Here is a 20,918-nt window from a genome sequence, read left to right as displayed (position 1 = left end):
GGGGTGAGATGCAGGATTGGTTGACCATGACCGCGTGTGATTTGGGCCGTGGCATTGGGATGGGTCAGATTGACCCGGTTGAGCTGACGGAAACCTACCTGTCTGCCATCGACTCTCATCCGCATCGGGACCGCATCTATGCCCGCGTCACCCATGACCGCGCCCGGTCCGAGGCGGAAGCAGCCCAGCAACGCGCCAAACTGGGCCTGCGCCGGTCCTTGCTGGACGGCGTTCCGATCAGTTGGAAAGACCTGTTCGATACGGCAGGCACTGTGACCGAGGCGGGTTCGGCGCTGTTAAAGGATCGTGTGCCGGATGCGGATGCGCTTGTTTTGCGCAATGCGACTCAGATGGGCACCGTCTGTCTGGGCAAAACGCATATGAGCGAGCTGGCTTTCTCTGGCCTGGGCCTCAACCCGATCACCGAAACGCCGCCCTGCATTGACGATGAGGATGCCGTGCCTGGCGGTTCATCTTCAGGCGCGGCGGCTTCGGTTGCATGGGGTTTGGCAGCTGGGGGTATCGGGTCTGATACTGCTGGGTCGGTGCGCATCCCATCGGCTTGGAACAATCTGGTTGGACTAAAAACCACCGCCGGGCGGATAAGTCTGGAAGGGGTTGTACCTCTGCGCCTTCGGTTTGACACGGTGGGCCCGTTGGCGCGCTCAGTTGAAGACGCTGCACATATGTTGGCTTTGCTTGAGGGCGGAACGCCTGCCGATCTGCGAGGTGCAAGCCTGAAGGGCCGCTGTTTTGCGGATTTGCAGAACGTGGCTAAAGACAATTTGCGCGATGCACCGCGCGTCGCTTATGAGGTTGGTTTGGAACGACTTCGAGACGCGGGCGCAAAGGTTATACCTCTTGAGGTTCCCGAACTTAACAACGCAATGTCCTTGTCTAGTGTTGTCGATACCACTGAATCGTATGGTCTGTGGCGCGATGTGATCGAGGCGAATCCTGATGTAATGTATCCCCCGATACTGGAACGGTTCCGAGCTGGGAAAGACGTATCCGGTCCGAACTACGTCGCTGCGTGGTCGAAGCTGGAAGCTTGTCGCGCGGCATGGGATGCCGCCACCGCTGGGTTCGATGCCGTTCTTGCGCCAACTGTTCCCAATCTGCCGCCAAATCGGGACCGACTGATGAATGACCACGAGTATTACGTGACCGAAAACCTGCTGGCCCTGCGCAACACGCGGATTGGCAATCTGATGGGTCTGGCAGCGCTGACTCTGCCAACCGGAACGCCCGGATGCGGGTTGATGATGATGGGGTATCCCGGCTCGGAAGAGGCCCTTTTGCGGTTGGGTTCAGCAGCAGAAGCGGTACTGGCCTGAATGCCACAATCCCCTGATTCGGAACCTCTTTGTCTGGACGAAGAGGGGCCCGGGCTGTAATCTGCCAAAAAAACGGGGCGTAAATGACCCCGATATTGAGGCAGTATTATGGATTTCCCCGAGCGGTTTTCGAACCTACCGGCTTATGCATTCCCGCGTCTGCGCGCCCTGTTGGATCATCACCAGCCGGGCGGTGACGTCGTTCACATGACGATTGGTGCACCCACGCATGATTTCCCGGCATGGGTGACAGATGTCATAATGGAAAACGCCTCTGGGTTTCAGGGCTATCCGCCGAACGAAGGTTCGGAAGACCTGCGTGGTGCGATCACGGATTGGATTCATCGCCGCTATGGCGTTCAGATGGACCCGGATGCCAATGTGATGGCGCTGAACGGCACCCGTGAGGGGCTTTACAACGCCGCTATGGCGCTGTGCCCGGAACAAAAGAACGGCCAGCAACCGATCATCCTGTGCCCGAATCCGTTTTATCAGGTCTATATGGTCGCTTCGCTTTCGGTAGGCGCGCAGCCCTATTTTGTGCCTGCAACCGCCGCAACCGGTCATCTGCCAGATTATGCCGGTCTACCGGCTGAGGTGCTGAATCGTACCGCCGTGGCCTATATCTGTTCACCTGCCAACCCGCAGGGGGCCGTAGCCTCGCGTGATTACTGGGCCGAACTGATCCGTTTGGCCGAGCAATATGATTTCCGCATCTTCGCCGACGAATGTTATTCCGAGATTTACCGGGACACGGCCCCAACAGGTATTCTGACCGTCGCACAAGAACTGGGCGCTGATCCTGAACGGATCACGCTGTTCAACTCGCTCTCCAAACGCTCGAACCTGGCCGGGTTGCGGTCGGGGCTGATCGCGGGCGGGCCGGAGACGATCAAACAGGTCAAGCAATTGCGCACCTACGCCGGGTCGCCTTTGCCGCTGCCCTTGCAGGCCGCTGCGGCAAAGGTCTGGGCAGATGAAGAACACGTACGTGAAAACCGCGCGCTCTATCAGGAAAAATACGCCATCGCAGATGAAGTCTTCGCGGGCGTGCAGGGATACATGTCGCCTGAGGCCGGGTTCTTCTTGTGGCTGCCGGTCGACAACGGCGAAGACACTGCATTGAAGGTCTGGAAGGACACCGGGGTTCGGGTCCTGCCGGGCGCATATCTTTCACAAGGTGATCTGGGGAACAACCCGGGCAAAGGCTTTATCCGGGTTGCATTAGTGGCCCCAAAAACAGAGTTGCAGCGTGGTCTGATCACACTCCGCGACTGCATCTATTCGTGAGGTACGAGGGCAAAATGGCATCATATAACGCGCGCAATCGCGATCCATTGTTGGACAGCACCACGCAAGCCGCCTTGGAGCGGCGCAGCAAGGAACTGATCGGCATCGCCCTGATCCTGCTGGGTTTGGCTGCGGCGGCAATGATTTGGTCCTACACGCCCGATGATCCGAACTGGATGGTTTCGACCGACGCGCCGGTGCAGAACTGGATGGGGCGTATAGGCGCATCGATCGCAGCGCCCCTTTTCATGATTGTGGGCTGGGGAAGCTGGGGTGTTGCCCTTGTTCTGATCGGCTGGGGTATGCGTTTTGCGGGTCATTTCGGTGAAGACCGCGCCATTGCCCGGTTGATTTTCGCCCCGATATGGATTGCCGTTGTCTCGGTTTACGCTGCGACCCTTGTTCCCGGTGCCGAATGGCGCGCGACGCACAGCTATGGTCTGGGTGGTCTGTTCGGCGACACGGTTATGGGCGCGTTGCTGACGCTTTTGCCGATCTCGTCGCATTTTCTGGTCAAACTGATGTCGCTGGCCATGGCGGTCGGGATGATCGCGCTGGGTATTTTTGTTCTGGGCTTTACCAAAGCCGACGTTAAACGCGGCTTCCGTGCGTTCCTTTTGGGTTTGGTGATGGCCTACGACCTGCTGATGAATCTGCTGGGCCGTGGCGCCTCGGCTACTGCACAGGCTGCACGGGATCGACAGGCGCAATGGAAAGAACACCGCGCCGCGCGGGTGGAACCTGTTTTGAATGATGACATCGCCTTCGGCGATCCCGTCTTTGAAGAACTGGAAGAAGAGCCCGAACCTGCGCCCAAAACCGGCCTGCTGGCGCGTATGCCGTCGTTGATCCGCCGCCCGGAACCGATGCCTGAGCCCGAGTTGGTCGATCCCGAACCGATCGCGGGCTTTGACGAAATGCCCGGCGAAGATCGCATCCGCTCAAAAATCTCGGCTGCTGTGCGCAATCGCAAAGTAGCAACAGGTGAGATGACGCCCGAGCCGGACCCGAACCTGCCTTTGACCAAAGGTCGAGGCCGTCGCCCAGACCCGCTGATCCTGAATGCGCATCAGCCAGATGAATTGCCGGCCGAGCCATTGGTAACCGTCAGCGGGTTGCCGCCCGAACCCCCGATGACAGCAGGAGCCGCACTCGAGTGGCATGATCCGGCCCCGGTCGAGTATGCGCCCGAAGCGATCCAAGGCCATTATGCACCGGACCCCGAACTGGACGATGAACCGCTTGTTGAGGATATGGCGGAACCCGTGCCGCAGCCGCGCCCTGCGATGAAAATCCCTGTGGCAGAACCGCGCAAACCTGTGGTCGCGCAACCGGTGCGCCGCGCACCGCCGCCGTCGCGCCGTGCACAGGCCGAGGCACAACCTGCGTTGTCTTTTGAGGAAAAGCATTCGGATTTCGAATTGCCCCCGCTTGGGCTGTTGTCGAACCCGGCCAGCATTCAGCGCCATCATCTGAGTGATGAGGCGTTGGAAGAAAACGCGCGGATGCTGGAAAACGTTTTGGATGACTACGGCGTCAAGGGCGAGATCGTCAGCGTGCGCCCCGGTCCCGTTGTCACCATGTACGAACTGGAACCGGCACCGGGCCTGAAGGCCAGCCGTGTGATTGGTCTGGCCGATGACATTGCGCGTTCCATGTCGGCGCTGTCGGCACGGGTTTCGACCTTGCCGGGCCGTTCGGTCATCGGCATCGAACTGCCGAACGAAAACCGTGAGATGGTGGTGCTGCGCGAAATCCTTGCCAGCCGTGATTTTGGCGATGGCAATCATGCACTGCCGCTGGCGCTGGGCAAGGACATCGGTGGTGAATCCGTTGTGGCCAACCTTGCCAAGATGCCTCACCTGCTGATCGCAGGTACGACCGGCTCGGGTAAGTCGGTGGCGATCAACACCATGATCCTGTCGCTTCTGTACAAACTGTCGCCGGATGAATGCCGCCTGATCATGATCGACCCGAAGATGCTGGAATTGTCGGTGTATGATGGCATCCCGCATCTGCTGTCCCCTGTCGTCACCGATCCGAAAAAGGCGGTCGTAGCCTTGAAATGGGTCGTGGGTGAGATGGAAGACCGCTATCGCAAGATGTCCAAAATGGGCGTCCGCAACATCGCGGGCTACAATGGCCGAGTGAAGGACGCGTTGGACAAAGGCGAAATGTTCAGCCGCACGGTGCAGACCGGGTTTGATGATGAGACCGGCGAGCCGACCTTTGAAACCGAAGAATTCGCCCCCGAGGCGATGCCTTATATCGTTGTGATCGTCGACGAAATGGCCGACCTGATGATGGTCGCAGGCAAGGAAATCGAAGCCTGCATCCAGCGTCTGGCGCAGATGGCGCGGGCCTCGGGCATTCACCTTATCATGGCCACGCAGCGTCCGTCGGTTGACGTGATTACCGGCACGATCAAGGCGAACTTCCCAACGCGAATTTCGTTCCAGGTGACCTCGAAAGTTGATAGCCGCACAATCTTGGGCGAGATGGGTGCCGAACAACTTCTGGGGCAAGGCGATATGCTGTATATGGCGGGTGGCGCCAAGATCACCCGCTGCCACGGTCCTTTTGTGTCTGACGAGGAGGTCGAGGAAATCGTCAACCACCTGAAGCAGTTTGGCCCGCCCGATTACATGAGCGGCGTGGTCGATGGCCCGGCCGAGGAAAAGGCAGAAAACATCGACGCCGTTCTGGGTCTGAATACCGGTGGCAACACCAACGGTGAGGATGCTCTGTACGATCAGGCAGTGGCGATTGTGATCAAGGATCGCAAATGCTCGACCTCGTATATCCAGCGGAAACTTGCCATTGGCTACAACAAGGCTGCCCGGCTCGTTGAGCAGATGGAGGACGAAAGCGTTGTTTCTGCGGCAAATCATGTCGGTAAACGCGAAATCCTCGTCCCTGAACAGTAAGATATTTAATAACAAGGGCAGAAGGCCTATCTGTACGGCATGAAACAGATTGCTTTTGCCCTTGCTTTGACACTCGCCGCACCTGCCGCATGGGCGGCGGATAAGCTGCCGCTGTCGCAGATTTCCAATTACCTGAACGGATTGAAAACGGTTGAGACGACCTTCACGCAAGTGAACGACGATGGATCGCTGAGCACCGGTAAGCTGTGGATGCAGCGCCCGGGCAAGATGCGGTTCGAATACGATCCACCCAACAGTGCGGTCGTGCTTGCGCGTTCTGGTAGTGTTCAGATTTTCGATCCGAAATCAAATCAACCGCCCGAGCAATACCCGCTGAAGCGGACACCCCTTTCCATAGTACTGGCGCGGAATGTGAACTTGGGGCAGGCCAATATGGTCGTGGGGCACAGTTTTGACGGCACCGCCACTGTAGTCACGGCGCAAGACCCAAAGAACCCAGAAGCAGGACGGATTGAGCTGATGTTCACAAACGACCCGGTCGAACTGCGCAAATGGGTCATTCACGACAATGCGGGGGGACAGACAACTGTTCTTCTGGGTGCTCTGACTGAAGGCGGACGCCTAGATCAGGGTTTGTTCTCGAACAGTAAAAGGGTCGGGTCAGGCAATCGCTGACCCGAGCCAAACTTTGTCAGTACCGGCAGTTTGACAACTGCGCCTGATACAGCTGCGCACGCGCGTCTACATCATTCGCAACGTTCAACAACCAGGACTTGCTGTTGTAACTGCCGCGTGCGAAACCGGTATGGCCTTCGTGATAAGCCAGGTATTGATTGCGCGTATCTGCTGGGTGAATGCCGTTACGTTCGTAGCTTTTGTTCATATACCAGCCGATAAAATCCGACGCGTCGCGAATCCGATCCCGCTTGGCGCGGCGTTTTCCGGTTTCACGCTGGTACTGTTCCCAAGTGCCATCCAACGCCTGACCATAGCCATAGGCGCTGCTTTGACGCCCCATCGGGATCACACCCAACACATATCTGTGTGGGGTGCGCGCATCGTGGCGATAGCGGCTTTCCTGATAGATCGTGGCCATCTGAACGTGTACGGGAACACCCCATTTACGTTCGGTGTTCTTGAAAGCCCTGATATAGTCGGGTTTTTCGCGCGCAATGCTGCACGCGTCATTTAATTTGCTGGGCGGCTGTTTGGAGCCGCCCCCACAGGATGCCAGAAGCAGCACCCCGAAGAGTACGATAAGAATTCTGCTCATGTGCCTCATGCCTTTTTTTGGGCATTCTAGCGCAGATTGAGCGATTTTGAAATCACAATCGTTACAGAACGATAGCAAGGATGGCAGGCAGTGCCGCAACGGAAAGGACGGTCGATACCATCACCATACCGGCAACGGCATCTGCGTCAGCTTCGAAGCGTTCCGCCAGAAGATAAGAGGTTACCGCGACAGGGGTGCACATCTGCAAGACCAGCACACCGAAGGCAATTGCATCCAACTCAAATACAACGGCGACCCCCCAGCCGAGGATGAAACATACCAGCAGCTTGAGAAACGACAGCCATACAGCCTGACCCAAACTGCGACTAGTCAGGCGTGCGATAGCCACTCCAACGGTCACGAGCATCATCGGAACAGCCATTTGCCCTAGCAAATCCAAAGTGTTGGTCAAAAAAAGCGGAGTTTCCCAGCCCTGCCACAAAAACAGGGCCCCCAAAAGCGTTGCCCAAACCATGGGCTGACGGATGACCTGACCAAAGGCGCCTTTGCCCGCCACAAGGTAGATGCCGTAAGTAAACGAAAACAAAGCGGTCACCGACAGAAAAATTACGGCATAGCCCAGGCCGGCCTGGCCAAACGCGAAAATACACAGCGGCAGTCCCAGATTGCCGGTATTCCCGAATATCAGCGGTGAAAGATACGTACGCTGTTCGAGTTTCAGAACACGAACGACGCACCAAAACACAAATGCCAGAATTATGTTTGCGACGATCGTGGCAGCGGTGAAGCGCGTCAGATCGCCTCCCGGAATCTCGGTCTGCATCAAGGCAACGAAGATCAGGCTGGGGACAGCCAGGGTCATTGCAAAGCGGGTAACAAACTGAAGACGATACTCGAATCCCAGTTTAACCCAGACAAAACCGATCCCTGCCAACAGAAAGACCGGCGCCGCAATTTCGAACACTGTCAATATTAGGTTCACAGACTGTTTCCCTGAGTTTCACATCAATGATTGGCTTTTAGGGCCAGAAACGGGTAGTAAATGCTTTGGGGGCTGAAACAATGCTAAAGACACGTGCAAAATACGGCTTAGGCCAGGTGGTTCGTCACAAAAAACAACCTTTTCGGGGGGTGATTTTTGACGTGGATCCAGAATTTTCGAACACCGAGGAATGGTATCAGGCCATTCCCGAAGACAGTCGTCCGCGGAAAGAACAGCCGTTTTACCACTTGCTGGCCGAGAACGACCAATCCTTCTATGTTGCTTATGTTTCAGAACAAAATCTGGTTGCGGACTATTCTGGAGAGCCGGTCGAGCACCCTGATATCCCCAATATGTTCGGTCCGTTCGAAGACGGAGCATATCCACTGCATTTCCAACTGAACTGAGGTTCTCCAACCACGCGAGCGTGGTTGCGCGTTTATCAGTAGCCAAGCGCGCAACCGTCCTTGCGTGGGTCGCTGGCCCCCTCCAAAATACCGTCTTCGCGGATTCGGATCGACTGTGCACCCCCAAGCGGCGTTTCCGGTCTTTCGATAGTGTGTCCGATTTCCGACAATTGTTTCGCAACACCCACAGGATAGCCGCGTTCCAGTTTCAGAACCGATCCGTCGAAAAACGCACGGGGGGCGTTGATGCTCTCTTGCAGTTCAAGACCGAAATCCCTGAGGTTTGAAACAAATCTAGCGTGGCCTGTTGGCTGGTAGGCTCCGCCCATCACGCCAAATGGCATCATAATGCGGCCATTCTCGGTCAGCATCCCTGGAATGATCGTGTGCATCGGACGCTTGCCACCGCCCAGTTCGTTCGGGTGCCCCGGCTCCAGCGTGAAGCCAGCGCCTCGGTTCTGAAGTAATATGCCGTATTTTTCCGAGGCGATCCCCGACCCAAAGCTGTGGAAAATCGAATAGATCAGCGAAACTGCCATCTGGTCGCGATCTACGACGGTTATATACACGGTGTCCTTGTGAACAGCCTCGGTCAGTTGAGCCGCCGAAGGCATGGCGCGTTTCGGATCAATAAGCGCGGCAAGTTTTGCGGCTAAGTCCGGGTCAAGGAAACGCTCGGCTTTGGACATATGGTCCGGGTCCGCGACGAACCGGTTGCGCGCGTCATAGGCCAACTTGGTGGCCTCAGCCTCGATATGGACCCGTTCAGCGCCAAAGGGGTCCATGTTGGCCAGATCAAAATGTTTCAGAATATTGAGCAACAAAATTGCAGTTGCGCCTTGGCCGTTTGGCGGATGCTCAACCAGTTCGACCCCGTTATAGGCCCCTCGCATGGGCTGCGTTTCTGTAAATTGCGTGTTTTGAAAGTCGTCAGCGGAATGCACACCGCCCTGCGCTGACACGGCAGCGATCATGTCTTCGGCAATTGCGCCCGAATAAAACGCATCGCGTCCTTCGCGCGCGATGCGCCGCAACACTTCAGCCTGACCAGGTGCGCGAAAAACTTGACCGACATCAGGTGCTTGCCCATCGATCAGGTAATGGTCGCGCGCGGCACCTTGCAGCGTTGCAGCTCCAATCTTCCAGTCAAACGCAACGCGGGGCGCAACCGGAATGCCGGCTTCCGCGTAGTGAATTGCAGGGGACAGGATTGCCTCCAACCCCAAACGGCCTTCGGCCTCTGCCAGATGGCAGAACGCATCCACGGCACCCGGAATTGTAACGGAGTCCGGTCCGTTCAGTGGCACAGAGGACAGACCAAGATCGCGCAAAGGCTGTGCTTGCGAGCCGGCTGGTGACCGCCCCGAGCCGTTCAGAGCGCGGACCCGGTTCTCTCCAGCGCGGTTGAACAGAACAAAACAATCGCCACCCAGTCCGGTCATTTGCGGTTCGCAAATTCCCAAAAGGACCGCTCCGGCAATTGCAGCATCCATTGCGTTGCCGCCCCGTTCCAAAATGTCGATTGCGACTTTGGCCGCCAGCGGATGAGAGGTTGCGCACATCCCTTGTGTCGCAAAGACTTCTGACCGGCCTGGTTTGTGCAAATCCCGCATAGTTTCTTTCTCCTTGGAACAGGGGAAAGCTATTCACTGATCGGGGATTGTCCAGAAATTTCAGGGAAGAAGTTCCTCGGCGCCGTTCACTGGGTGGGGGCTGTGATAATTGGCGCCGAGGGAAGCTATCTGAGCTACGAGTCACTGTATGGCGGTTGTTTGCGGCGCGACAATGTTTCGAAAATGGCGTTATTGTGACCAATTGGGCCTGATTACGCACTTTTGCCGAAGTTAAACCGCAGCGAAAGCCGATTACACCCATCTCGGCGCTCATATTGGATGTCACTGGTGAGTTGGTGAATCAGGAACCAGCCAAACCCCCCTTCCGGCAAATCTTGCGTTGTTTTCCCCAGCGGCGCAGGCGTTCCGTCCGGCATTTGTAGGCCAGGCAGCGGGCGCCCGGTATCCGAGATCAAGATGTCCAGCCGATTCCGATCCAGTCGACAAGTCACCTGCACCTTAGCCGGAGCAATGCCCCTGTAAGCGTGTTCCACCACATTGTTGATTGCTTCGGCCAATGCAATCTTCACATCGTCAGATTTATCAGGCGGCAAGCCATGATTTGCCAGACCGCTACTAAGCCGCGCGATACCTGCGCTGGCTTCTGCGTCTGTTGCGGGGAAGCTTAGTTCCAGGCAGGTCTCGTTACAAATTGGCTCCACGCCCATTCACTCCTGCTTTGGTCACGCATCCGGGTCCGACAGTGCGTCGTCCAGTGTTTCAAACAGCCGGAAAACGGTGTCCATCCGGGTCAGGCGAAAGACTTTCTGGACCACGGGTTGCGGTCCGGCCAGATCCAGCCTGCGGTCTTTGCCCAGTTGCTTCATCGACGCCACAATCGCGCCCAGACCGCTGGAATCGATAAACTCAACCCCCGACAAATCCAGCACAACCCGATCTGCGCCGTTTTCGGTTTCCGCGCGCATGTCTTCCTTGAACTGAATGGCCATCGCGGCATCGATCCGGTCGGAATGCACGGTTATGACCTGTATTGGGCCGTGTGATGTGCTGGTCAGCCCCATGGCTCGGGCGCCCTCCAAACTGAAAAATGAGTCGTAGAAATACGCTAGACGCCAATTCTTACCATTCGGTATTCAAGAACCCGAAAGCAGGAGGAAAACCCGGATGAAAGATGTTGTGATTACAGGAGCCGCCAGAACGCCGATGGGTGGCTTTCAGGGCATGTTCGATGGCGTTGCCGCCGCCGACCTGGGGGGGGACGCAATCCGGGCTGCGTTGCGCCAGGCCGGGGCCCAGACCGTCGACGAAGTTCTGATGGGATGTGTTTTGCCTGCGGGGCAAGGCCAAGCCCCCGCGCGGCAGGCCGGATTTGCAGCTGGTTTGGGCGAAGAAGTTCCTGCGACCACGTTAAACAAGATGTGCGGCTCGGGCATGAAAGCGGCGATGGTCGCCTTTGATCAGATCGCGCTGGGCCATGCGGATACAATGGTCGCTGGCGGCATGGAGAGTATGACAAATGCTCCTTACCTGCTGCCCAAGATGCGCGGCGGCGCCCGAATTGGCCACGGTCAGGTGGTCGACCATATGTTCCTGGACGGGCTGGAAGATGCCTATGACAAAGGTCGTCTGATGGGCACCTTTGCCGAAGACTGTGCCGAAGCGTATCAGTTCACACGCGAAGCGCAGGATGAGTACGCTCTGCAATCTTTGTCGAATGCCCTGACCGCACAGGAAAACGGGGCCTTTGATCAGGAAATTGCGCCTGTCACAGTTCGCACGCGTAAGGGCGAGATTGTCCAGGACTGTGATGAGCAACCGAAATCTGCCCGCCCTGACAAAATCCCGACCTTGAAACCCGCGTTTCGAAAGGACGGCACGGTGACGGCTGCCAACTCCTCTTCGATTTCGGATGGCGCCGCAGCGCTTGTCCTGGCCTCGGCCGAAGCAGCCGAAGCGCAAGGATTGGCGGTGCGCGCACGTATTCTGGGTCATGCAAGTCACGCGCAAGCGCCCGGGCTTTTTACCACTGCGCCGGTTCCGGCCGCACAGAAACTTTTGTCCCGCATCGGTTGGAGCAAGGATGACGTTGACTTGTGGGAGGTTAACGAAGCCTTCGCGGTTGTGCCGATGGCGTTCATGCATGAGATGGGTCTGCCGCGCGACAAAGTGAATGTGAATGGCGGGGCCTGTGCGTTGGGTCATCCTATTGGTGCCTCGGGCGCGCGCATCATGGTCACATTGCTGAACGCTTTGGAGAAGCGGGACCTCAAACGCGGCGTGGCGGCAATCTGTATTGGCGGCGGCGAAGGCACAGCGATAGCAATCGAACGCGTTTGACCCTTCATCTTTTTCCAAATATTTCGAGGGTGCGGGGGCATGGCCCCCGCGCGGCCCCTATGGATAAGAAACAATGAAAGTCGAATACGATACCCTGACCAAGACAATCGCGGCCTTGACTGAAGGCGAAACGGATCTGGTCGCTTTGATGGCCACGGTCGCGTGCGAGGTGCATCATTCCGATGACCGCTTTGACTGGACAGGGTTTTATCGGGTCGTTGACCCTGGCTTGTTGAAAATCGGCCCTTATCAAGGCGGGCACGGTTGCCTTGTCATCCCATTTGACCGGGGCGTCTGTGGTGCCGCCGCAAGGACAGGTGAGGTGCAGCTTGTGCCGGATGTCGACGCCTTCCCCGGCCATATTGCGTGCGCCTCTTCAACTCGGTCCGAGTTGGTTTTACCCGTTCGCAACGCAGCGGGTGAGGTGATCGCGGTTTTTGACATCGACAGCAATCAACCGGATGCGTTTTCGGTCGATGACGCGGAAAATCTGTCGACGATTCTGTCACAGACCTTCGCTTCAGCGTAGCAGTTTTTGGATGGGTTCAGACTCGTTCAATGGTGGCTGTGTTTTGGTTCTTCTCGGCATCTGATACAGTGTAGCTGCCGAATTTGAGTTGGAGCGGGCATGACACCAAACCAGTTCTCCACACCGCGCCTTTTGGTCAATCATTGGACGGAAGAACTTCAGGTCCCGTTGCTGCGGCAGAAACTCGAAAGCGAGCTCAGCACATTGCTGACACCCAATGTCTTGAAGTGCTTGCCGCCATCCATGCAGTTGCAGGATCGGGACATTTCGCACTGGATCGACGCCCGTTGCGTTGAAAGTGATGTTCTGGTGGTGCGGCAAAGACAAGATGGTCATCTGATCGGACTTACGATTCTGGCTACTGAGTTAAGTCTCAATGCAGTCCCAAATATTCATCTCGGCTATCTGATCGCAGAAAACGCCTGGGGCAATGGCTATGCCTCAGAGCTTTTGGATGGGCTGATCGCTGCGTTGACACCGGGCCCGGTCACACGCCTTGTTGCCGGGGTAGGACGTGATAACCCGGCTTCCACCCGCGTTCTTCAAAAATCAGGCTTTGTGTTGCTTTGTGAAAATGCGCCGGCAGATACCGAGATGTATGTCTGCCAAACCGGTAAACCGACAGAGCCGTCGGCTGTTTAGTTTCCAAAGGCAGATTACCTGCGATGCAAGCCCGAGTGCGCATCGATCCGGAATGAGGGGTGCATGAAAAAAGGCTTGGATTTTTCACTAAATTGCCTCATCGTGAAAAAAGGATAAAAAATTTCACGAGATTCGGAGTGTCTGTGTGAACAACCAAGCCCCACAAAGCGCGACATTGGGTGCTGACTTGCGTGCCTTGCGCAAGGCGCGTGGGTTAACCCTGACAGAGATCGCGACACGGCTGGAGCGTTCGGTCGGTTGGCTCAGCCAGGTTGAACGGGACATGTCCGACCCTTCCATCTCGGATCTGCGACAGATCGCTGAATGCCTTGGTGTACCCATGTCGATGCTGTTTGCTCATGCGGCGGTTCCGGTTGATGAGAAGGGATATGTTGTTCGTGCGGGCACGCGCCGGCCTATGGGGTCGGGGGAAGAAGGCTTGATCGAAGAACTGCTTTCGCCTGATCTGACCGATGATTTCGAAATGGTGCATTCCACGTTCGAGCCCAATTCGAAGATGCAGACGCCCGCCAATCGCCCGACGCAGGAAGTGGGCTACATGATTTCGGGCCGGTTGGATCTGACCATCGGGTCGCGCGTATTTACCGTTGGCCCGGGTGACAGCTTTCGGATCAAACACGAAACTTACCAATGGTCCAACCCCTATGATGAGCACGCAGTGGCAATCTGGGTCATTGCCCCGCCGGTGTATTGATGAGCTTTGAAGCCTGGACCATATTCGCGCTGTTTTGGGTGGTGTTCGTGACCACGCCGGGTCCGAATGCGGTCAATTGTATCTCGAACGGGATGAGTTTGCCCTTCCCAAAGGCGATGTTGGGTGTTCTGGCAATCCTGACGCAAGCAAGCGCGTTTCTGATCCTGTCGGCGCTGGGCATCACCGCACTGATCGCCGCGTCACCGACCGGGTTCTTCGTGGCCAAACTTGTGGGGGCCGCTTTCCTGATTTGGGTCGGCATCCGAGGCTGGATGAACGCTACGAAACCAGCGCCGGCCTCTGAACGACCTGCTCGGCATGTCTATTTTCACGCGCTGGCAGTGGCGACGATCAATCCTAAAAGCGTGGCCGGATACCTCGCTGCCTTTTCGCAATTCGTGCAACCTGACGTGCCGATCTGGCAGCAAATGGGGGTGATCATGCCCACCGCGCTGATCATCACCACGCTCAGCTATACCGGCTTCACCTTGTTGGGTGCGCTGATGGGCAAGGCGGCACTAGGGGCTGTGTTCAACATCTGGGTTCGCCGCGTGATGGCAACCTGTTTCATCATCTATGGTGTGTTGCTGGGGGCCAGCTCCACGCCCACAGCAAGGGGGTAGTCTAATGCATACTGGTTCCTGCCTGTGCGGCGCAGTTGCGTTTACGATCGACGGAGAGCTGTCGCCGCCCTCGGCCTGCCATTGCGGCCAGTGTCGCAAGCAGTCGGGCCACATCTGGTCCTCGACCTCGACCCATCAGGACAACCTGAGCTTTACCGCAAGCGACACGCTGCGTTGGTTCCGTGCGTCAGATACCGCGCGGCGGGGCTTTTGCAGTGAATGTGGCTCTTTCCTGTTCTGGCAGCACAATGCCGAAGACACGATTTCGATTTCCATGGGTGCGCTCAGCGAACCTACGGGCCTGAAGCTCTCAAAGCACATCTTTGTCGCTGACAAAGGTGACTACTACGACATCTCAGACGATCTGCCCCAGCGGGCACAGTAACAGAGGATCAAAACACATGAGTGATTTTCCAACCAAAGCCCGTGTTGTCATCATCGGTGGCGGCGTCGTGGGCTGCTCGTCCCTTTATCATCTGGCCAAAAAGGGCTGGACCGACTGCGTTCTGCTGGAAAAGAACGAGCTGACTGCTGGCTCGACTTGGCACGCGGCGGGCAACGTGCCGACCTTCTCGACCTCATGGGCGATCATGAACATGCAGCGCTACTCGACCGAGCTGTATTCGCGCCTGGCCGAAGAAGTTGACTATCCGATGAACTACCACGTCTCGGGGTCGATCCGTCTGGCGCATAGCAAAGAGCGGATGCAAGAGTTCGAACGCGCCATGTCCATGGGCCGCTATCAGGGCATCCCGATGGAGATGTGGACGCCGGAACAGGCCAAGGAGCATTATCCGTTCCTTGAGACGCATGACCTTGAGGGCGTTTTATACGATCCCACCGATGGCGACATCGACCCGGCACAGCTGACGCAGGCGTTGGCCAAAGGCGCGCGCGATCTGGGTCAGAAGATCATCCGCTTCTGTCCTGCGACCGGTGTGACGCAGCATGACGATGGCACCTGGACAGTACATACGGACAAAGGCGACATCGTCTGTGACTACGTGGTGAACGCGGCCGGATACTATGCGCAGCGCGTGGGTGAGATGTTCAAGCCATTCGGCGGCCGCACTGTGCCTGCCATGGTGATGAGCCACCAATATCTGCTGACCGACGAGGTGCCCGAGGTCGAGGCATGGTCGAAGGAACACGGCGGCAAGCTGCCGCTGCTGCGCGACGTCGATATCTCGTACTATCTGCGGCAGGAGAAGAATGGCTTCAACCTCGGTCCCTACGAGCCTAACTGCAAGGGCCACTGGATGACCGAAGACGATCCGATGCCCGAGGATTTCAGCTTCCAGCTTTGGAACGATGATCTCGACCGGATCGAGGATATCGTCACTGACGCGATGGAGCGGGTGCCGCTGATGGCAACCTCGGGCGTAGGCCGGGTGATCAACGGCCCGATCCCCTACGCGCCGGATGGCCTGCCGCTGATTGGTCCGATGCCCGGTGTGAAAAACGCATTTGAGGCGCACAGCTTTACCTTTGGCATCGCGCAGGGCGGTGGCGCGGGCAAGGTGCTGGCGGAATGGATCGTTGATGGCGCGACCGAATGGGATATGTGGGCTGTCGATCCACGCCGCTACACCGATTACACCGATCAGGACTATTGCAACCAGAAAGGCATGGAAGTCTACGGCAACGAATACGCCATGCACTTCCCGCACCACGAATGGCCTGCCGCGCGTGACAAAAAGCTGTCGCCGGTTCATGACAAGGTCAAAGCGTTGGGCGGCGTGATGGGCGTTTACAACGGTTGGGAACGCGCCAACTGGTTCGCGCAGCCGGGTGATGACACCACGCTTGAGGCAACGCATACCTGGGGCCGTTCCGGCCCGTGGGAGCAGCGGATTAAAGAAGAATGCGAGGCGGTGCGCGACCATTGCGGCGTGCTTGACCTGCCAGGGTTCTCGCGTTTCATGGTCAAAGGCGAAGGCGCTGCCGAGGCACTGCGTGGCCTAGTAGCTGGTGGATTGCCTAAAGTGGGCCGTATCAATCTGGTCTACATTTCGGACGACCGGGGTCGCATCCTGACGGAGATGTCCTGTTTGCGTTTGGGTGAAGATGAGTTCGTCATGATCACCGCCGCAACGGCGCAATGGCATGACCGGGATATTCTGGTGAATGCAATGCCCGCCAGCGTATCGGTTGAGGACGTCACCATAACCCGCGACACGCTGATCGTCACTGGCCCCAAATCGCGTGAGATCCTGTCGGGTTTGACCGACGCCGATCTGTCCTCGGGCTGGTTGACCCATCAGGCTGCAACCGTGGCTGGCCAACCGGCCCACCTGATCCGCGTTTCTTTTGCTGGTGAGTTGGGGTGGGAAGTTCACGCACTCAACGCGGATATGCCTGCGATCTACGACGCGATCCTCGGTGCAGGGGCCAAGCCGTTCGGTATGTACGCCCTGAACTCACTGCGGATCGAGAAAGGTTATCGCGCGTGGAAGGGCGACTTGTCGACCGATTACTCGCTTCTCGAAGGGGGGCTGGAGCGGTTCGTCAAACTGGACAAGCCGCAGGACTTCCCCGGCAAGGCCGCGATCCTGAGCGAAAAGCAGCAAGGCGTGAAGAAGTCGTTCGTCACCCTGACTGTTGAGGCTGGTGATTGCGACGCGCCATACATGTCCTGCATCTGGCAGGGGGACGAGATCGTCGGTGAGACGACGTCGGGCGCATGGGGGTACCGTGTCGGCAAATCCATCGCGCTGGGCATGATCAAGGCTGAGCTTGCGAACCCGGGTACCGAGCTTGAGGTCGAAATCTACGGCCAAAAGTGCCGCGCTGTGGTAGAGCAGAATAAACCGCTCTGGGATCCCGAGAACGAGCGGTTGCGCGCTTAACGTCTTGCGGAGACCGCCATGAGCAAACGATACGCCAAACTGGGGCCCGGCGAGGGCCCAAACTATGACTGGGAAAATGACCATACCTTCGTGAAGGTGTCAGGTCAGGACACAGATGGCGCATACACGCTCATGGAAGACAAACTGAAGGCCAGCTTCGCGCTTGGCCTTCATCGCCATGATACCCACGCCGAAACCTTCTATTTTCTGGAAGGTGAAGTTGACTTCTATGTCGACGGCGACTGGCATCGATGCGGGCAGGGCACCACGATGCACGTTCCGCCCGGAGTACCGCACGCGTGCCGCGTTGCAGGTGATACACCTGCCAAAATGCTCATGATCTTTCAGCCGTCAGGGTTTGATGGGTTCCTTGCCGAACTCGCGAAGATGACCGAGGCAGACTTTGCCGATGAGGCCAAAATGGCGAAGGTCAACGCAAGGTACGATATCGTTCCCATGGGGCCTGTTCCCGCGCACCCGGATGATGAGGTCTGAGATGGCTATCCCCAACACCATGTCTGGCGTTTATCTGACCGGTCACGGTGGACCCGAAGTCTTGGAGTGGCGCGAAGATATTCCGGTGCCAAAGCCCGGTCCGGGCCAGGTGCTTGTTCGGGTTGCCGCGGCCGGTGTGAACAACACGGATATCAACACGCGTGTCGGCTGGTACTCGTCGGATGTGACCGGCGCTACGGATACCGTGGAGCAAGACGTCGAAGCCGGTGGGTGGGGCGGTGCCTTGCACTTCCCCCGCATTCAGGGTGGGGATCTGTGCGGCATTGTCGAGATGGTGGGCGAAGGAGTTCATTTCAGCCCGGGCCAACGCGTAACCTGCCCGATCAACCTTCCGCGCCCGCGTCCCGGACATCCTCGGGGGTTCGTTGCGCTGGGGTCAGAGATCGACGGCGCGTTTGCCCAATACTGTCTAGTAGAGGCGGATGATCTTTACGACGTCAGTACCTCGCCCTTGTCGGATGTTGAAGTTGCAGCCATACCCTGCGCCTTTGGAACCGCCGAAAACCTGCTGACCCGCGCAGGCGTGACTGCAGGGCAAAAGGTCTTGATCACTGGTGCGTCAGGTGGTGTCGGTCTGGCCGCTGTACAGCTCGCGTCACTGCGCGGGGCCACTGTATGGGGCGTAACGGGCGCTGCGAAAGCCAAGGTCGTCATGTCCCAGGGGGCAAGAGCTACGTTTGACCGTAGTGAACCGCTGCCTCAAGACATGTTTGATGTGGTCATTGACGTCGTTGGTGGTCCTGCTTGGGCATCGCTGATCCTTGCCCTGAAACCCGGAGGACATTACGCCGTGTCGGGTGCAATCGCAGGCCCAATTGTTCAGGCCGATCTGCGGGATATCTACTTGCGCGACATCACAATTCACGGGTGCACCCATCAAAGCCCTGAAGTCTTTGGACGTCTTGTCGAATTGATGAATTCGGGACGGATCAAACCGTTGATCTCTTGCACCTATCCGTTAAAGGATATCGCCCAGGCGCAAGCGGACTTCCAATCCAAGACCTTACCGGGCAAGCTGGTTCTTTTGCCCCAAGGAGCGATAGCATGACAGATATCACCCTTTTGGATGGTTCGATCGGGCAGGAACTGGTTAAGCTCAGTGGCAATGCTCCAACGGCGCTTTGGTCAACCCGTGTCATGATTGAACACCCCGAATTGGTGCGCGAAGTTCACGCCGAATATTTTCGGCGCGGGGCCACCATTGCGACCACCAACACATATGCGGTTCACCGGTCGCGACTGCGGTTTGAAAACATCGAAGATCAGCTTGAGGCCCTTGTTGATACAGCCGTCTCGCAAGCACAAGCGGCTTGCGAGGGTCGGCAAGGGCGCGTTGCCGGATCATTGGGGCCTTTGCTGGCATCGTACAGACCTGACCTGAAGCCCGACCCAATCGATGCTGGTGAGAAATTTGCGGAACTGGTTGGCCTTATGGCGGATCACGTAGATCTGTTTCTGATCGAGACGGTGTCATCAGTACTTGAAGCCGAAGGTGCGCTACGGGGTACGTCGGAATGTGGCAAGCCGGTATGGCTTGCTCTTTCAGTAAATGATGACGACGGTCGCTTCCTCAGGTCGGGAGAGCCCTTGGCGGAAATTGCTCCGCTTATCAAAGAGTTTTCCCCGGATGCGCTGTTGATCAACTGTTCGCGTCCCGAAGCGATCCCGGCCGCGTTGGAGATCCTGTCCGGCATGTCCCTGCCATTTGGGGCCTATGCCAATGGTTTCACGCATATCTCGGACGGGTTCCTCGAAGATGCGCCGACAGTGGACGCATTGGAACAACGTCACGATCTTGGCCCGGACGCTTATGCAGATCACGCGATGCGTTGGATCAATCAGGGTGCTACTATTGTTGGCGGATGCTGCGAAATCGGCCCGGATCATATCGAAACACTGGCCAACCGTTTGCGGGCGGCCGGGCACAATATCGTCTGAGCACACAGATGACAGCAGAAGCGACACAGAGAAGCCCAAAGCAGACGATCCAGCATTTCGACATTCTGGTCGCGCCCGGTTTTGTGCTGCTTGAGCTTGCCTCGCTGGTGGATGTACTGCGTGTGGCGAACCGTGTTTGTGCTTCTCCGCCTTTCACATATTCGTACCGGTCGCTGCGCGGTGGCGATGTGGCCAGCAGCAGTGACGCGGTTGTTTCGACCTCAATTGTGCCGCAGCAGCCCAAGGCGGACTATCTATTTGTCATCGGCAATTCCGACCCGGATCAACCCGACCTGTCGCTTGGGCGCACTGTCTCGGATTATACGTACCGTGGTGCACAGGTTTTTCTGCTGTCTGAAGCCGCCAGCCGTTACATAGATGAAAAAGGCACCGAAGACCTGGCAACCCATTGGGAAAATGCCTCTTTCCTGCGTGAGCGCGGCGCCCGGTTTGAGGCGAAACTTCTGATTGCCACAGAGAACGGACCTGTGGTCACATGTGCGGGCATGGGTGCGACTGCGGACATCGCACTGGCTGTCATCGGGCGGCACATCTCGGGGCCGGCGAAAATGACCGTCGCGGATATCATGCTGCATGAGCAGATTCGCGACTTTTCTTCCATGCAGCCGTTTTCCGGGGCAAAAACCTCGGCCACCGGAGATGCAAAACTGGATCAGTGCATCAAACTGATGCAAGAGAACATCGAAGATCCGCTGCCCATCCAGCAGATTGTCGAGGATCTGAACCTGTCGAATCGGTCGTTGGAGCGTAAGTTCAAATCCTTTTTGGGCACCACGCCCAATGGGTTTTATCGTGAAATGCGTCTGGCAAAGGCCAACAACTTGCTTATGAACACCACGATGAGCGTGCGCGAAATCGGTATGGCTTGTGGGTTTCCAAACGGATTTTCTTCTGTTTACAAGAGCTTCTTCGGGGTTACTCCGTTTGTCATGAGGCGGGACAGGCGTCAGACCAACCAAAGATGATTTTCACGAATTTGGTGACGTTTTTGGTGCATTTCCTGTCGACCTCCTATGGCATCCTTCCGCAGACCAAA

Annotated in this window: 21 protein-coding genes; 16 read left to right on the top strand and 5 right to left on the bottom strand. The window is 57.2% G+C overall.

Annotated features, from left to right (window positions below; all coding sequences use genetic code 11):
* Window positions 1-8 precede the first annotated feature (8 nt).
* From GOV91_RS14770 to GOV91_RS14755, 4 genes are all read left to right on the top strand, one after another.
* Window positions 9-1,337 (top strand): amidase, encoded by a 1,329-nt coding sequence (locus tag GOV91_RS14770; RefSeq protein ID WP_171236073.1) that lies wholly within the window; start codon window positions 9-11, stop codon window positions 1,335-1,337.
* Window positions 1,338-1,445: 108 nt separating this feature from the next.
* Window positions 1,446-2,627 (top strand): aminotransferase class I/II-fold pyridoxal phosphate-dependent enzyme, encoded by a 1,182-nt coding sequence (locus GOV91_RS14765; protein WP_171236072.1) that lies wholly within the window; start codon window positions 1,446-1,448, stop codon window positions 2,625-2,627.
* Window positions 2,628-2,641: 14 nt separating this feature from the next.
* On the top strand, window positions 2,642-5,554 hold the full coding sequence (locus GOV91_RS14760) for a DNA translocase FtsK (protein ID WP_171236071.1): 2,913 nt from the start codon (window positions 2,642-2,644) through the stop codon (window positions 5,552-5,554).
* 39 nt (window positions 5,555-5,593) lie between these two features.
* On the top strand, window positions 5,594-6,190 hold the full coding sequence (locus tag GOV91_RS14755) for an outer membrane lipoprotein carrier protein LolA (RefSeq protein WP_171180238.1): 597 nt from the start codon (window positions 5,594-5,596) through the stop codon (window positions 6,188-6,190).
* A 16-nt stretch (window positions 6,191-6,206) separates the two neighbouring features.
* On the opposite strand, the gene GOV91_RS14750 is transcribed toward GOV91_RS14755, so the two are convergent.
* Both GOV91_RS14750 and GOV91_RS14745 read right to left on the bottom strand, forming a co-directional pair.
* The gene (locus GOV91_RS14750) at window positions 6,207-6,788 is read right to left on the bottom strand and encodes a lytic transglycosylase (protein WP_171180236.1); all 582 of its coding nucleotides are present in this window, start codon (window positions 6,786-6,788) and stop codon (window positions 6,207-6,209) included.
* A 61-nt stretch (window positions 6,789-6,849) separates the two neighbouring features.
* The gene (locus tag GOV91_RS14745; protein WP_171236070.1) at window positions 6,850-7,731 is read right to left on the bottom strand and encodes an AEC family transporter; all 882 of its coding nucleotides are present in this window, start codon (window positions 7,729-7,731) and stop codon (window positions 6,850-6,852) included.
* An 80-nt stretch (window positions 7,732-7,811) separates the two neighbouring features.
* Between GOV91_RS14745 and hspQ the strand changes: the two genes are divergently transcribed.
* A complete protein-coding gene (hspQ, locus tag GOV91_RS14740) occupies window positions 7,812-8,138 on the top strand; it encodes a heat shock protein HspQ (RefSeq protein ID WP_171236069.1) in 327 nt (108 codons plus the stop codon).
* Between the two features lie 35 nt (window positions 8,139-8,173).
* Here hspQ and GOV91_RS14735 read toward each other — a convergent pair whose 3' ends face one another.
* The 3 genes from GOV91_RS14735 to GOV91_RS14725 form a co-directional block, all read right to left on the bottom strand.
* On the bottom strand, window positions 8,174-9,751 hold the full coding sequence (locus GOV91_RS14735) for a gamma-glutamyltransferase family protein (RefSeq protein WP_171236068.1): 1,578 nt from the start codon (window positions 9,749-9,751) through the stop codon (window positions 8,174-8,176).
* Window positions 9,752-9,963: 212 nt separating this feature from the next.
* Complete coding sequence (locus tag GOV91_RS14730) at window positions 9,964-10,419, bottom strand: ATP-binding protein (RefSeq protein ID WP_171236067.1); 456 nt, start codon at window positions 10,417-10,419, stop codon at window positions 9,964-9,966.
* 15 nt (window positions 10,420-10,434) lie between these two features.
* Window positions 10,435-10,773 (bottom strand): STAS domain-containing protein, encoded by a 339-nt coding sequence (locus GOV91_RS14725; protein WP_171236066.1) that lies wholly within the window; start codon window positions 10,771-10,773, stop codon window positions 10,435-10,437.
* A 103-nt stretch (window positions 10,774-10,876) separates the two neighbouring features.
* Between GOV91_RS14725 and GOV91_RS14720 the strand changes: the two genes are divergently transcribed.
* From GOV91_RS14720 to GOV91_RS14670, 11 genes are all read left to right on the top strand, one after another.
* Complete coding sequence (locus GOV91_RS14720) at window positions 10,877-12,049, top strand: acetyl-CoA C-acyltransferase (RefSeq protein ID WP_171236065.1); 1,173 nt, start codon at window positions 10,877-10,879, stop codon at window positions 12,047-12,049.
* Between the two features lie 73 nt (window positions 12,050-12,122).
* Window positions 12,123-12,578 (top strand): GAF domain-containing protein, encoded by a 456-nt coding sequence (locus tag GOV91_RS14715; protein WP_171180220.1) that lies wholly within the window; start codon window positions 12,123-12,125, stop codon window positions 12,576-12,578.
* Between the two features lie 99 nt (window positions 12,579-12,677).
* A complete protein-coding gene (locus GOV91_RS14710) occupies window positions 12,678-13,220 on the top strand; it encodes a GNAT family N-acetyltransferase (protein WP_171180218.1) in 543 nt (180 codons plus the stop codon).
* 145 nt (window positions 13,221-13,365) lie between these two features.
* Window positions 13,366-13,935 (top strand): XRE family transcriptional regulator, encoded by a 570-nt coding sequence (locus tag GOV91_RS14705; protein WP_171180216.1) that lies wholly within the window; start codon window positions 13,366-13,368, stop codon window positions 13,933-13,935.
* Complete coding sequence (locus GOV91_RS14700; RefSeq protein WP_171236064.1) at window positions 13,935-14,558, top strand: LysE family translocator; 624 nt, start codon at window positions 13,935-13,937, stop codon at window positions 14,556-14,558. Before GOV91_RS14705 ends, GOV91_RS14700 begins: the two co-directional genes overlap by 1 nt.
* A 4-nt stretch (window positions 14,559-14,562) precedes the next feature.
* The gene (locus GOV91_RS14695; protein ID WP_171095884.1) at window positions 14,563-14,943 is read left to right on the top strand and encodes a GFA family protein; all 381 of its coding nucleotides are present in this window, start codon (window positions 14,563-14,565) and stop codon (window positions 14,941-14,943) included.
* Between the two features lie 16 nt (window positions 14,944-14,959).
* Window positions 14,960-17,407: an FAD-dependent oxidoreductase gene (locus GOV91_RS14690; protein WP_171236063.1), complete on the top strand. Its 2,448-nt coding sequence runs from the start codon at window positions 14,960-14,962 to the stop codon at window positions 17,405-17,407.
* A gap of 18 nt (window positions 17,408-17,425) precedes the next feature.
* Entirely contained in the window at window positions 17,426-17,902 is a 477-nt protein-coding gene (locus GOV91_RS14685; RefSeq protein ID WP_171236062.1) for a cupin domain-containing protein, read from the top strand.
* Between the two features lies 1 nt (window position 17,903).
* Complete coding sequence (locus GOV91_RS14680; RefSeq protein WP_171236061.1) at window positions 17,904-18,971, top strand: alcohol dehydrogenase family protein; 1,068 nt, start codon at window positions 17,904-17,906, stop codon at window positions 18,969-18,971.
* Window positions 18,968-19,861 carry a homocysteine S-methyltransferase family protein gene (locus tag GOV91_RS14675; RefSeq protein WP_171236060.1) on the top strand — a complete coding sequence of 298 codons (894 nt, stop codon included), beginning with the start codon at window positions 18,968-18,970 and terminating at the stop codon, window positions 19,859-19,861. Before GOV91_RS14680 ends, GOV91_RS14675 begins: the two co-directional genes overlap by 4 nt.
* 8 nt (window positions 19,862-19,869) lie before the next feature.
* Window positions 19,870-20,847 carry a GlxA family transcriptional regulator gene (locus GOV91_RS14670; protein WP_171236059.1) on the top strand — a complete coding sequence of 326 codons (978 nt, stop codon included), beginning with the start codon at window positions 19,870-19,872 and terminating at the stop codon, window positions 20,845-20,847.
* Window positions 20,848-20,918: the final 71 nt, after the last annotated feature.

This window comes from Ruegeria sp. HKCCA6837 (genome assembly GCF_013034475.1).
In the GTDB taxonomy this organism is placed as follows: domain Bacteria; phylum Pseudomonadota; class Alphaproteobacteria; order Rhodobacterales; family Rhodobacteraceae; genus Ruegeria.
This window is presented reverse-complemented; position numbering and strand designations above follow the sequence as displayed.

Bases quoted from the DNA above. Each gene is read 5' to 3' on its own strand.
- GOV91_RS14770 (WP_171236073.1), top strand. From the start codon at position 9: ATGCAGGATTGGTTGACCATGACCGCGTGTGATTTGGGCCGTGGCATT.
- GOV91_RS14765 (WP_171236072.1), top strand. From the start codon at position 1,446: ATGGATTTCCCCGAGCGGTTTTCGAACCTACCGGCTTATGCATTCCCG.
- GOV91_RS14760 (WP_171236071.1), top strand. From the start codon at position 2,642: ATGGCATCATATAACGCGCGCAATCGCGATCCATTGTTGGACAGCACC.
- GOV91_RS14755 (WP_171180238.1), top strand. From the start codon at position 5,594: ATGAAACAGATTGCTTTTGCCCTTGCTTTGACACTCGCCGCACCTGCC.
- GOV91_RS14750 (WP_171180236.1), bottom strand. From the start codon at position 6,788: ATGAGCAGAATTCTTATCGTACTCTTCGGGGTGCTGCTTCTGGCATCC.
- hspQ (WP_171236069.1), top strand. From the start codon at position 7,812: ATGCTAAAGACACGTGCAAAATACGGCTTAGGCCAGGTGGTTCGTCAC.
- GOV91_RS14735 (WP_171236068.1), bottom strand. From the start codon at position 9,751: ATGCGGGATTTGCACAAACCAGGCCGGTCAGAAGTCTTTGCGACACAA.
- GOV91_RS14730 (WP_171236067.1), bottom strand. From the start codon at position 10,419: ATGGGCGTGGAGCCAATTTGTAACGAGACCTGCCTGGAACTAAGCTTC.
- GOV91_RS14725 (WP_171236066.1), bottom strand. From the start codon at position 10,773: ATGGGGCTGACCAGCACATCACACGGCCCAATACAGGTCATAACCGTG.
- GOV91_RS14720 (WP_171236065.1), top strand. From the start codon at position 10,877: ATGAAAGATGTTGTGATTACAGGAGCCGCCAGAACGCCGATGGGTGGC.
- GOV91_RS14715 (WP_171180220.1), top strand. From the start codon at position 12,123: ATGAAAGTCGAATACGATACCCTGACCAAGACAATCGCGGCCTTGACT.
- GOV91_RS14710 (WP_171180218.1), top strand. From the start codon at position 12,678: ATGACACCAAACCAGTTCTCCACACCGCGCCTTTTGGTCAATCATTGG.
- GOV91_RS14700 (WP_171236064.1), top strand. From the start codon at position 13,935: ATGAGCTTTGAAGCCTGGACCATATTCGCGCTGTTTTGGGTGGTGTTC.
- GOV91_RS14695 (WP_171095884.1), top strand. From the start codon at position 14,563: ATGCATACTGGTTCCTGCCTGTGCGGCGCAGTTGCGTTTACGATCGAC.
- GOV91_RS14690 (WP_171236063.1), top strand. From the start codon at position 14,960: ATGAGTGATTTTCCAACCAAAGCCCGTGTTGTCATCATCGGTGGCGGC.
- GOV91_RS14685 (WP_171236062.1), top strand. From the start codon at position 17,426: ATGAGCAAACGATACGCCAAACTGGGGCCCGGCGAGGGCCCAAACTAT.
- GOV91_RS14680 (WP_171236061.1), top strand. From the start codon at position 17,904: ATGGCTATCCCCAACACCATGTCTGGCGTTTATCTGACCGGTCACGGT.
- GOV91_RS14675 (WP_171236060.1), top strand. From the start codon at position 18,968: ATGACAGATATCACCCTTTTGGATGGTTCGATCGGGCAGGAACTGGTT.
- GOV91_RS14670 (WP_171236059.1), top strand. From the start codon at position 19,870: ATGACAGCAGAAGCGACACAGAGAAGCCCAAAGCAGACGATCCAGCAT.